The sequence below is a fragment of the Microbacterium sp. C-MGS6 genome (genome assembly GCF_058140415.1).
Genome location: NZ_CM176934.1, coordinates 2,008,823 through 2,020,289, shown reverse-complemented (window position 1 = coordinate 2,020,289; position 11,467 = coordinate 2,008,823). Strand labels below are relative to the sequence as shown.

The following is an 11,467-nucleotide window of genomic DNA, read 5'->3' as shown; positions in this document are numbered from 1 at the left end:
CTCTCAGCATAGCGGTGACGGTCCCGGCGGCCGGGGGCCGGAAGGCGCGGAAGGCGTCACGGCGTGTCATACACTGGAGAGGTTGTCCGGTAACGCGCGCGGAGGAGGCGATCGAGATCTCGACGATGTCTGATCAGACCGTACGGAAGTCGTCCATCGGTCGCACGGTGAGCGCCTACGTGACTCTGACGAAGCCCCGAGTCCTCGAACTCCTCCTCGTCTCGACCGTTCCGGTCATGTTCCTCGCGCAGGGTGGGCTGCCCGATCTCTGGCTGGTCCTCGCGACCGTCATCGGCGGGTCCATGAGCGCCGGTTCCGCCGGCGCGTTCAACATGTACCTCGATCGCGACATCGACGCGCACATGCACCGTACGGAGAACCGCCCGCTCGTGACCGGCGAGGTCAGCCCGCGCGGTGCCCTGATCTTCTCGTGGACGCTCGCGATCGTGTCGACCGTGTGGCTCTGGTTCACCACGAACTGGCTCACGGCGGTCCTGTCGGCCTCCGCGATCTTCTTCTACGTCGTGATCTACACGATGATCCTCAAGCGCCGTACCGAGCAGAACATCATCTGGGGCGGCATCGCGGGCTGCTTCCCGGTCCTCATCGGCTGGTCCGCCGTCACCGGATCGCTCGACTGGCCCGCCTTCATCCTGTTCCTGCTCGTCTTCCTCTGGACGCCGCCGCACTACTGGCCGCTGTCGATGAAGTACAAGGACGACTACGACGACGTCGACGTGCCCATGCTCGGCGTCACCCGTAACGCGTCGCAGGTCGGCCTGCAGGTCATCCTGTACGCGTGGGCCACGGTCGCCTGCTCGCTGCTGCTCGTGCCGATCGCCGGCATGGGCCTCGTCTACACCGTCTCCGCCCTGGTGTTCGGCGGCTGGTTCATCTACGAATCGCACCGCCTGTACAACCAGGCGGTGCGGGGGACCGAGGCGCGGCCGATGCGGGTCTTCCACGCCTCGATCACTTACCTGACGCTGCTGTTCGTCGCCGTGGCGATCGACCCGCTGCTGCCCTTCTGATCCTCGTCGGCTTGGGGCTCCGCGGACGCCGGCTCCGCATCGACCTGCGGCTCTGCGAACTCTGCGGCGGCGGCCGGGAGAGCGGGCTCCTCGCGCGGGACTGAGACCGTTTCGGCCGTCTCGTCCTGGATGATCGGCGCCTCCTGCTCGACGATCGGCGCGGCGGTGACGGGGGTGGCGACCAGCGTGCGCGCGGCGACGAGGCCGAGCGACAGGAGCAGGCCCACCAGGCCCGCGCCGAGGACGACGGCGCCGACGACGACGAGCGACTGACCGACGTACACCTCGACACCGGTGGCGGTGCCGTCCATCAGGGTCGTGGTCATCGTGCCGACCTGTCCGGCGATCATCCAGCCGCCGACTCCGACCGCGGCGAGGGAGACGACGATGAGGAGCCAGAACCCGGCGCTGCGGGTGAGTGTCTTGTTCATGTCGACCACGATGGTCGATGCGGTGATGAGCGCCCGGTGCGCGCGCTATGGATCGTCTGTGCGGCAGGTCAGTCGGCAGGGGCGGGTACGACGGACGCGGTGCGCTTGAGGTGCAGCACGACGACGGTGTAAGTCGCGGCGGAGAGCGATGCCAGGACCATGTGGATGCCCACGAGCACGGGCGGAAGCCCTTCTCGCGCCTGCCAGACACCGACGGCGACCTGCACGAGGATCGCGATGACGAGCACGAGCAGCCACCGGCGGGGCTCCAGGCGCAGGACCCAGGCGGACACCGTCAGGAAGAGTACGAGCGCGGCGAGGATGTAGCCCGGCCAGGAGTGGACATGGGCGAGGACCGTGGCGTCGAAGCCGCGGCGCAGCACGTCGGCGTCGCCGGAGTGCGGGCCGGAGCCGGTCGTCAGCACGCCGAACAGGATGGTCACGGCCAGGGCGAGGCCGGTGATGTGCGTCACGATCGCGAACCAGGTGGGGACGGCCCGTTCGCGCGGTCCTTCCGGAGTCGCCAGCCGCACGAGGAACGCGGCGGTGATGCAGACGAGCAGGAGCGACGACGTGTAGTGGAACCCGACGATGAAGGGGTTCAGGCCCGTGAGCACGGTGATGCCGCCGACCAAGGCCTGCGCGACGACGCCGATCAGCACGAGCCAGGCGAGGAGGACGAGGTCCCGCCGGGCGGGCGTCGTGCGGACCGAGTGGACCGCGGCCGCGATCACCGCGATCAGGAGCACGGCGGAGGCGACGGGGAACGCCGGGAAGTCGGTGAGCGAGACCAGGGCGAAGGCGACCGTCGCCCCGGCGAGACCGCCGACAGCGAACCACAGGGCGTTGATGAGCGCCCGGCGGCCGCTGATGGTGTGCAGGACGAGCAGGACGACGGCGATCGCGATGATCCCGACGACGCCGGTCATCAGCCGGTTGCCGAACTCGATCATCCCGTGGATGCCCTGCACCTCGACGATCGGGACGAGCGACTCGGGTGTGCACAGCGGCCACTCGGTGCAGCCGAGGCCGGAGCCCGTCAGACGCACCGCACCGCCGGTGCCGATGATGATCGTCTCGCTGAGGAACGACAGCCAGGCGAAGACGGTGAGCGCGCGACCCCATACGGCGGAGCGGGGGGAGGGGGTCGCCCGCGTCGTCGAAGCGGTGGGGATGGTCGTCTCGGGCATAAGTCCTCCGGCCCGTCGAAGACGTGGCGCACGGCCCGTCCGTCAGGCGGAACCTGTAGAATCGGATTGTTGCGATGAGCGCTGACAGCGCTGAAGCATCGTCAACAGTTTAGGCGCGATGGAAGCGCCCGTGATGAGGGCCCACCAACGGCACCCGCTCCCGCAGACTCGACGGGGATCAGGTGTGTCGGGGCGGATGACACCGTTTGGGACCTGTGAGGAGAGTGTTGCATGTCGGATGTGCTGATCGACCGCCCGGAGCTCGATGGTCTGGGGGTGTACGAATTCGGCTGGCACGATGAGGATGCCGCGGGTGCCGTCGCCAAACGCGGGATCTCCGAAGAGGTCGTCCGCGGGATCTCGGCCCTCAAGAACGAGCCGGAGTGGATGCTGAAGACCCGCCTCAAGGGCTATCAGCTCTTCGGCCGCAAGCCGATGCCGACGTGGGGCGCCGACCTCAGCGACATCGACTTCGACAACATCAAGTACTTCGTCCGCTCCACCGAGAAGCAGGCGCAGAGCTGGGAAGACCTCCCCGAGGAGATCCGCGAGACGTACGAGCGCCTGGGCATCCCCGAGGCCGAGCGTCAGCGTCTCGTCGCCGGCGTCGCCGCGCAGTACGAGTCCGAGGTCGTGTATCACCAGATCCGCGAGGACCTGGAGCAGCAGGGCGTCATCTTCATGGACACCGACACCGCCCTGCGCGAGCACCCCGAGTTCTTCGAGGAGTACTTCGGCACCGTCATCCCGGCGGGCGACAACAAGTTCGCCGCGCTGAACACCGCCGTCTGGTCGGGCGGATCGTTCGTCTACGTCCCCAAGGGCGTGCACGTCGAGATCCCGCTGCAGGCCTACTTCCGCATCAACACCGAGAACATGGGCCAGTTCGAGCGGACCCTGATCATCGCCGACGAGGACAGCTACGTCCACTACATCGAGGGCTGCACGGCCCCGATCTACAAGTCGGACTCCCTGCACTCGGCCGTCGTCGAGATCATCGTGAAGAAGAACGCCCGCGTGCGCTACACGACGATCCAGAACTGGTCGAACAACGTCTACAACCTGGTCACCAAGCGCGCCGTGGCGCACGAGGGCGCGACCATGGAGTGGGTCGACGGGAACATCGGCTCCAAGGTGACGATGAAGTACCCGTCGATCTACCTGATGGGCGAGCACGCCAAGGGCGAGACCCTCTCCGTCGCGTTCGCCGGTCCCGGCCAGCACCAGGACGCCGGCGCGAAGATGATCCACATGGCGCCGTACACGCAGTCGTCGATCGTCTCGAAGTCGATCGCGCGTGGCGGTGGCCGTGCCGGCTACCGCGGCGAGGTCCGTGTCGACGCCGCTGCGCACCACTCCGCCAACACCGTCCGCTGCGACGCGCTGCTCGTGGACACGAAGTCGCGCTCCGACACCTACCCGGCGATCGACATCCGTGTCGACGACGTGCAGCTCGGGCACGAGGCCACGGTCTCCAAGGTCAGCGAAGAGCAACTCTTCTACCTGCAGTCCCGCGGCATGCCCGAGGACGAGGCGATGGCGATGATCGTGCGCGGCTTCATCGAGCCGATCGCGCGCGAGCTGCCCATGGAGTACGCGATGGAACTGAACAAGCTCATCGAGATGGGCATGGAAGGATCGGTCGGCTAAATGGCGGCCTCGACGACAGCGCCCAGCGAGGCGCAGCACACGAACGCGCACATCGACCCGGCCGCCCAGGTGGCGGACGCGGGATTCGTCCCGGTGCAGACCCGCTCCGAGCGCCCGCACTCGTTCGACCCGGACGACTTCGGCACGCCGACCGGTCGCGAGGTGAACTGGAAGCACACGCCGGTGGCCGCGCTCACGCCGCTGTTCCGCACCGCGGAGGGCGAGGAGGGCGTGCAGTACTCCTTCACGTCCGGCGAGCAGTACGTCGGCGCACCGCTCACGGCGGGAACCGCTCCGCGCGGCGAGGTCTTCCTCGCCGAGGACATCACCGCCGCCGTCGCGTGGCAGGGCGCCTCCGAGGCGCTGCACATCCGCATCCCGCGCGAGGAGGAGGTCGCGGCGCCGATCTTCGTGTCGCTCACGGGCACCGGAGCCGACCGCCGGGCGGATGCCCACATCGTGATCGAGGCCCTCGAGCACAGCTCCGCCACGGTGGTGCTGCAGCACAAGGGCTCGGCGCAGTACGCCCAGAACGTCGAGATCATCGTGCGTGACGGGGCGAAGCTCACGGTCGTCTCCGTGCAGCAGTGGGACGATGACGCCGTGCACGCGGCCGCCCACCAGGCGCGGGTCGCGGCCGACGCCACGCTCAAGCACTTCGTCGTGAGCTTCGGCGGCGGCGTGGTGCGCGTGAACCCGAGCGTCGAGCTCGCCGGTGCCGGCTCCGAGGGCTACCTGTACGGGCTGTCCTACGCCGACTCCGGCCAGCACCTGGAGAGCCAGGTGTACCTGCACCACAAGGGCCCGCACACGACCGGCGACGTGCTCTACAAGGGCGCGCTGCAGGGCGAGAGCGCCCACAGCGTGTGGATCGGCGACGTGCTCATCGGTGCGGATGCCACCGGCACCGACTCGTACGAGGCCAACCGCAACCTGGTGCTCACGGAGGGCGCGCGCGCCGACTCCATCCCGAACCTCGAGATCGAGACGGGCGACATCGTCGGCGCCGGGCACGCGAGTGCCACCGGCCGCTTCGACGACGAGCAGCTCTTCTATCTCCAGGCTCGCGGCATCCCGGAGGACGAGGCCCGCCGCCTGGTGGTTCTCGGCTTCCTCACCGACATCGTGCTGCGCCTCGGCATCCCCGACCTGGAGTCGGAGCTGCTGGCCGCCATCGAGGCCGAGCTCGCCGAGGTGAACGCGTGACCGTGCAGCGCGTCTGCGGCGTCTCCGAGCTCGAGCAGGACACGCCGCTGCGCGTCGAGCCGGACGGTGTGCCGATCACGGTCATCAAGGACGGCGAGGGCGTCATCCACGCCATCGGCGACACCTGCACCCACGGCGACATCTCGCTGTCCGAGGGCTTCGTGGAAGGCGACACGGTGGAGTGCTGGGCTCATGGCTCGGCGTTCTCCCTGATCACCGGCAAGCCCCAGAATCTCCCCGCATATGAGCCCGTTCCGGTCTACGTCGTCGAGATCGACGGCGACGACGTGCTCATCGATCCCGCTGTGACGAAGGAAGTCTGAAGAATGTCTGTTCTCGAGATCCGCGACCTGCATGTGACGGTCGAGACCGAGGCGGGGACCACCCCGATCCTCAACGGAATCACCCTCACCATGAACACTGGTGAGACCCACGCCATCATGGGCCCCAACGGCTCCGGCAAGTCCACCCTGGCCTACACGATCGCGGGCCACCCGAAGTACACGGTCACGTCCGGCTCCATCACCTTCGACGGTGAGGACGTCCTGGCGATGAGCGTCGACGAGCGCGCCCGCGCCGGCCTGTTCCTCGCCATGCAGTACCCGGTCGAGATCCCCGGCGTGACCGTGACGAACTTCCTGCGCACCGCGAAGACCGCGCTCGACGGCGAGGCGCCCTCAATCCGGCAGTGGACCAAGGACGTCAAGGAGTCCATGGCCAACCTCCGCATGGACCCGAAGTTCGCGCAGCGCAACGTCAACGAGGGTTTCTCGGGTGGCGAGAAGAAGCGCCACGAGATCCTCCAGCTCGAGGTGCTCAAGCCGAAGTTCGCCGTGCTCGACGAGACCGACTCCGGCCTCGACGTGGACGCGCTGAAGATCGTCTCCGAGGGTGTCAACCGCGCGAAGGAGTCCACCGGTCTCGGTGTGCTGCTCATCACGCACTACACCCGGATCCTCCGCTACATCCGCCCGGACTACGTCCACGTGGTCGTCGCGGGCAAGATCGTCGAGGAGGGCGGACCCGAGCTCGCCGACCGTCTGGAGAACGAGGGCTACGACCGGTTCCTCGACCCCTCCGCTCCCATCGAGGCGTAGGCTGATCGCATGACAGCGACCCTGACGGACGAGAAGTACGACGCGGTCACCGAGGCCCTGAAGGACGTGATGGATCCTGAGCTCGGGATCAACGTCGTCGACCTCGGGCTCATCTACGACCTCGCCTGGGATGACGAGAACGACGCTCTCGTCATCCACATGACGCTGACCAGTGCGGGCTGCCCGCTCACGGATGTCCTCGAAGACCAGACGGCGCAGGCCCTGGACAACGTCGTGGACCGCTTCCGCATCAACTGGGTGTGGATGCCGCCGTGGGGACCCGAGCGGATCACGGACGACGGACGCGACATGATGCGTGCTCTCGGCTTCGCGATCTGAGCGTTCCGGTCACCTGACCACCAGACGAAGCGGGCGTGCCGGGCACGCCCGCTTCGACGTCTCCGCATCGGCGCGGAGAGAAATCGGAGGACGAATGCTGTCGGTCAAGGCCCTGCCGCTGTCGGAGCTGCGCGAGCGCACCAGCGAGAAGTGGCGGGAGTATCCCGAGGACGTGCTGCCCCTCTTCGTCGCGGAGATGGACTTCCCGCTCGCTCCGCCCATCACCGCCGCTCTGCAGCGGGCGCTGGACCTCGGGGACACCGGGTACATCGCCTCGCGGACACCGCTCGCGGAGGCCTACGCGGGTTTCGCGGAGCGCCGCTTCGGCTGGCGTCCCGACCCCGCACGGATGCGCAGCACGGCGGACGTGAGCATGGGCATCGTCGAGATCCTCCGCCGCGTCACGCAGCCGGGGGAGCGCGTCGTCGTGACGCCTCCGGTCTACCCGCCCTTCTACGACCTCGTCGCCGAGGCGGGAGCCGAGGTGCAGCGGGTGCCGCTGCGCGACACGGGGACGCGGTGGGAGCTCGACCTCGACGGGATCCGCGCCGCGTTCGAGGACGGCGCGACGGCCATCCTCCTCTGCAACCCGCACAACCCGACGGGCACCGTGCACGATCGGGAGACGCTGGCCGCGCTGGCTGACCTGGCCGAGGAGTTCGGCGCGACGGTCGTCTCGGACGAGATCCATGCACCGCTCGCGCAGCCCGGCGCGGGCTTCACGCCCTTCCTCGCCACGAGCGACGCGGCAGCCCGGGTCGGCTATGCCGTCGTCAGCGCGAGCAAGGCGTTCAATCTCGCGGGACTGAAGTGCGCGCTCATGGTGACCGCCGCGGAAGAGACGTCCGCGGTCGTTCGCGACCTGCCGGTCGAGGTGGAGTGGCGGACGGGACAGTTCGGTCTGCTCGCGGCCGTCGCCGCATTCTCGGAGGAGAGCGACGCCTGGCTCGACGGCCTCCTGCGCACCCTCGACGAGAACCGCGTGCTGCTGGAAGATCTCCTCGCCCGTCACCTGCCCGCCGCCCGCTACCGCATTCCGGACGCGGGGTACCTCGCGTGGATCGACCTCTCGGCACTCGGCTGGGGCGACAATCCCGCCCGGCAGATCCTCCGCGAGGCGAAGGTCGCGTTGCACTTCGGCCCGGCCTTCGGGGAGGAAGGGGCCGGACACGTGCGGCTCAACTTCGGCACCAGCCCCGAGATCCTCACCGAGGCGATCGAGCGCATCGCCGCGCTCGTCGAGCGATGACGGCTGCGGAGCCGACCGCCACGATCTGGGACCGCAGCCGGGTCTGGGTGACTCTGGGCGCTGTCGCCCTGATCTTCCTCGCCGCGATCGAGGCCCTCGCGGTGACGACGGTCATGCCGATCGTCAGCGATGCCCTGGACGGCCAGTCGCTGTACGCCGTAGCCTTCGCGGGCACGCTCGCGACCAGCGTGATCGGGATGGTCGCGGCCGGTTCCTGGTCGGACGCGCGCGGTCCGCGCGGCGCGCTGTACGCCGCCGTCACCCTCTTCATCCTCGGCCTGCTGATCTCCGGGTTCGCGGCGACGATGCCCCAGTTCCTGATCGGACGACTGGTGCAGGGGCTCGGTGCCGGTGGCCAGACCGTCGCTCTGTACGTCGTCGTCGCGCGGCTGTATCCGCCGTACCTGCACGGGCGGGTGTTCGCGGCATTCGCGGCCGCCTGGGTGGTGCCGTCGATGATCGGGCCCTTCCTCGCGGGAGCGGTGGCGGAGTACCTCGATTGGCGATGGGCGTTCCTGGGCGTGGCGGTGCTGACCGCGATCGCGTTCTCCATGGTCGCGATCCGCTTGCGCGGTGTCGACCTCGGCCGCGGGGAGCCGCAGGACCGGCGGGCGCTGCTCACGCGCCTCTCGCTCGCCGTCGTCGTCGCGGTGCTCGCGGTGGTGATCGGACTGTCCGCCGAGCTCGATCCGGTGATCGGCTGGCCGGTCGCGCTGGGAGCCGTGCTCGCGATCGGTGTCGCCGTGCTGCCCCTTCTGCCGCGACGCACGCTGCGCGCCGGCGCCGGCCTTCCCAGTGTCGTGCTCATGCGCGGCGTGGCGGCCGGCGCGTTCTTCGCCGCGGAGGCCTACATCCCGTACCTGCTCATGCGGAAGTTCGACTTCTCCGCCACCTGGGCCGGGGTCGCCCTCATGCTGGCCGCCTTCGCGTGGGCCGGTGCGTCCGCCGCGCAGGGTCGCTACGGTGAGCGACTGGGCAACCACCGCATCACGGCTCTCAGCCTGGGAGCGTTGCTCGTGGCGATGCTCTGCGTGCTGGCCGCCGCGGCGTTCGACGCCTCCCCGATCTTCGTGATCGTCGGGTGGGCGTTCGCCGGGGGCGGCATGGGGCTGCTGTACCCGCGGCTCACCGTGCTGACCCTCGCCTACTCGGATGAGACGAACCAGGGATTCAACTCCTCGGCGCTCTCGATCTCGGACGCGACGGGTTCGGCGGTCGCGATCGCGCTGGCGGGGCTCGCCGTCGCCACTCTGGGTGGCCGGGCGGATGCGTTCGCGGTCGTGTTCGTCCTCGGTGTCGGGCTGGTGCTGCTCGCGGTGATCCCCGGGCTCAGGCTCGGGCACGCCGCGGAGTCTTCGGTGCGCTGAGCTCACCGGCGAGGGCGATCACACCGAGGTCGAACACCCGGTCCAGACCCGCCGTCACGTCGACCTCGCTGGAGGACGGGAGGGCGCCGTGACTGTCGGCGTGCATCCGCTGCTGGACGAGGGTCGCATGACCGAGCACGAAATGCAGGATCGCGGCGCCGCGGTCCTCGGCGTCCTGAGCTCCCTCCGCGCGGAGGGCCGCGACCAGAGCCTCGCGGGCGTGGGCCGAGCCCAGCTGGAGCGCGTACGTGCTGAGCACGAGCTCCGCGCCGTCCCGGTAGGCGAAGAGGGCGTCGCGGAGCGCGCGGGCAGTCGCGAGGACCCCGCCGTCTCCGGCGGGAACCCCGGCGGTGATCCGGTCGGCGAGGTCGGCGAGGAGCTCCTGCTTGTTCGCCACGTGCCAGTAGAGAGCGCTGGGCTGCACGTCGAGCCGAGCCGCGATGCGGCGCATGGAGAGGTCGGCCAGCCCCACCTCGTCGAGGAGGGCCAGGGCCGTCCGCGAGACGCTGTCCCGGTCATGACGGGCGGGATTCGTGTCGGGACTCATGCCCCCACTATAGTGAACGGCGTTCAGGTGAACGGTGTTCAGGAGGATGAATGCGCAGGCGGCAGCCGGGGACGACCGCGACGCTCGCGGAGCCGGGAACGGTGCGTCTCGACGGCGTGGGCGTGACGGTCGACGGCCGCGTTCTGCTCGACGACGTGACGCTGGAACTCACCGCGCCGCGCATCGCCGTGATCGGTGCGAACGGCTCCGGGAAGTCGACGTTCGCCCGATTGCTGAACGGCCTCATGACGCCGACCACGGGAACGGTCACCGTCCACGGCCTCGACGCGCTCCGAGAGCGGACCGCCGTCCGCCGCCGGGTGGGCTTCGTCTTCACCGATCCGGATGCCCAGATCCTGATGCCGACCCCGGCCGAGGATCTCGCGCTGTCCCTCCGAGGGCGGCCCCGTGGGGACATCGCCGCCCGCGTGCAGGAGACGCTGGATCGGCACGGTCTCGGCGCCCACGCCGACATCCCGGCGTCGTCGCTCTCGGGAGGCCAGAAGCAGATGCTGGCCCTCGCCGCGGTGCTCCTCTCCGAGCCGGCACTGATCGTGGCGGACGAACCGACTACGCTCCTCGACCTGCGCAACGCGCGGCGGATCGGAGACCTCCTCCTGGAACAGGACGCGCAGGTGCTCATCGTCACCCACGATCTCGAGCTCGCCGCGCGCTGCGACACGGCTGTCCTCTTCGACGGCGGGCGCGTCGTCGAGCAGGGAGATCCCGAGTCGGTCATCGCGCGCTATCGCCGGTTGTGCGCGTGATCCCGTCCCGGCCGCTCGTGCCGGGGCGCCTGTCGAGGGTGCCGGCCGGACCGAAGCTGGCGGGCCTCGCCCTCGCGGCGCTCGCGATGACCCTGTTCCCGCACGGGCCGGTCAGCATCGCCGTCTGCCTCGCGGCCGTGTTCGCGCTCTACCCGATCGGAGGTGTGCCGCTCTCCGCCGCCCTGATCGAGCTGTGGCGGCTGCGTGCGGTCCTGCTCGTGCTCGCGATCGCCCTCGCCGTCTTCGTGTCTCCCGTGGCCGCCTGGATGAGCACCGGGCGGGTCGCCGCATTGCTGCTGCTCGCCGCGCTCCTCACCCTGACCACGCGCATGTCCGACCTCCTGGAGGTGCTGCAGCGCCTCCTGCGGCCGCTGCGCCGTGTCGGGGTGGACCCCGAGGCGGTGTCGATGGCGGTGTCGCTCACCCTGACGATGGTGCCCGTCGTCGCGGGCTTCGCACAGCGGGTGCGCGATGCGGAGCGCGCCCGCGGTGTGAGACTGGGTGTGCGTGGCGTGGTGCCCCTGCTCGTCATGACGCTCCGCCACGCGGACCAGGTCGGTGATGCCCTCGCCGCCCGCGGGGTCGGCTGACGG

Annotated in this window: 13 protein-coding genes; 10 read left to right on the top strand and 3 right to left on the bottom strand. The window is 69.5% G+C overall.

Features of this window, described 5'->3' with window-relative positions:
- The first annotated feature begins 125 nt into the window (after window positions 1-125).
- Entirely contained in the window at window positions 126-1,031 is a 906-nt protein-coding gene (locus AC3B5L_RS09865) for a heme o synthase (protein WP_187661634.1), read from the top strand.
- On the opposite strand, the gene AC3B5L_RS09860 is transcribed toward AC3B5L_RS09865, so the two are convergent.
- Window positions 977-1,462, bottom strand: coding sequence for a hypothetical protein (locus AC3B5L_RS09860; protein ID WP_268776211.1), 486 nt, complete (start codon window positions 1,460-1,462; stop codon window positions 977-979). The two genes, AC3B5L_RS09865 and AC3B5L_RS09860, sit on opposite strands and share 55 nt — an antisense overlap.
- Before the next feature lie 68 nt (window positions 1,463-1,530).
- The gene (locus AC3B5L_RS09855) at window positions 1,531-2,652 is read right to left on the bottom strand and encodes a COX15/CtaA family protein (protein ID WP_268776212.1); all 1,122 of its coding nucleotides are present in this window, start codon (window positions 2,650-2,652) and stop codon (window positions 1,531-1,533) included.
- A 231-nt stretch (window positions 2,653-2,883) separates the two neighbouring features.
- Here AC3B5L_RS09855 and sufB point away from each other — a divergent pair, with 231 nt between their 5' ends.
- The 7 genes from sufB to AC3B5L_RS09820 all read left to right on the top strand — a co-directional run bounded on the left by sufB (window position 2,884) and on the right by AC3B5L_RS09820 (window position 9,560).
- Window positions 2,884-4,302, top strand: a complete 1,419-nt coding sequence (gene sufB, locus AC3B5L_RS09850) for a Fe-S cluster assembly protein SufB (RefSeq protein ID WP_136052486.1) — start codon at window positions 2,884-2,886, stop codon at window positions 4,300-4,302.
- Window positions 4,303-5,508: a Fe-S cluster assembly protein SufD gene (sufD, locus tag AC3B5L_RS09845; protein ID WP_366236744.1), complete on the top strand. Its 1,206-nt coding sequence runs from the start codon at window positions 4,303-4,305 to the stop codon at window positions 5,506-5,508.
- Window positions 5,505-5,831 carry a non-heme iron oxygenase ferredoxin subunit gene (locus AC3B5L_RS09840; protein ID WP_268776213.1) on the top strand — a complete coding sequence of 109 codons (327 nt, stop codon included), beginning with the start codon at window positions 5,505-5,507 and terminating at the stop codon, window positions 5,829-5,831. The genes sufD and AC3B5L_RS09840 overlap by 4 nt, the downstream gene beginning before the upstream one ends.
- A 3-nt stretch (window positions 5,832-5,834) precedes the next feature.
- Entirely contained in the window at window positions 5,835-6,605 is a 771-nt protein-coding gene (gene sufC, locus AC3B5L_RS09835; RefSeq protein WP_025103648.1) for a Fe-S cluster assembly ATPase SufC, read from the top strand.
- Between the two features lie 9 nt (window positions 6,606-6,614).
- A complete protein-coding gene (locus AC3B5L_RS09830; RefSeq protein WP_017202280.1) occupies window positions 6,615-6,944 on the top strand; it encodes a metal-sulfur cluster assembly factor in 330 nt (109 codons plus the stop codon).
- Between the two features lie 94 nt (window positions 6,945-7,038).
- Window positions 7,039-8,193, top strand: coding sequence for a MalY/PatB family protein (locus AC3B5L_RS09825; RefSeq protein ID WP_268776214.1), 1,155 nt, complete (start codon window positions 7,039-7,041; stop codon window positions 8,191-8,193).
- The gene (locus tag AC3B5L_RS09820; protein ID WP_490095720.1) at window positions 8,190-9,560 is read left to right on the top strand and encodes an MFS transporter; all 1,371 of its coding nucleotides are present in this window, start codon (window positions 8,190-8,192) and stop codon (window positions 9,558-9,560) included. The genes AC3B5L_RS09825 and AC3B5L_RS09820 overlap by 4 nt, the downstream gene beginning before the upstream one ends.
- Here AC3B5L_RS09820 and AC3B5L_RS09815 read toward each other — a convergent pair.
- Window positions 9,523-10,107: a TetR family transcriptional regulator gene (locus AC3B5L_RS09815; RefSeq protein ID WP_268776216.1), complete on the bottom strand. Its 585-nt coding sequence runs from the start codon at window positions 10,105-10,107 to the stop codon at window positions 9,523-9,525. The two genes, AC3B5L_RS09820 and AC3B5L_RS09815, sit on opposite strands and share 38 nt — an antisense overlap.
- 50 nt (window positions 10,108-10,157) lie before the next feature.
- On the opposite strand from AC3B5L_RS09815, the gene AC3B5L_RS09810 reads away from it, so the two are divergent.
- Together AC3B5L_RS09810 and AC3B5L_RS09805 are read left to right on the top strand one after the other, a co-directional pair.
- Complete coding sequence (locus tag AC3B5L_RS09810) at window positions 10,158-10,874, top strand: energy-coupling factor ABC transporter ATP-binding protein (RefSeq protein WP_259952259.1); 717 nt, start codon at window positions 10,158-10,160, stop codon at window positions 10,872-10,874.
- Window positions 10,871-11,464, top strand: a complete 594-nt coding sequence (locus AC3B5L_RS09805; protein WP_259952261.1) for a CbiQ family ECF transporter T component — start codon at window positions 10,871-10,873, stop codon at window positions 11,462-11,464. Before AC3B5L_RS09810 ends, AC3B5L_RS09805 begins: the two co-directional genes overlap by 4 nt.
- Window positions 11,465-11,467: the final 3 nt, after the last annotated feature.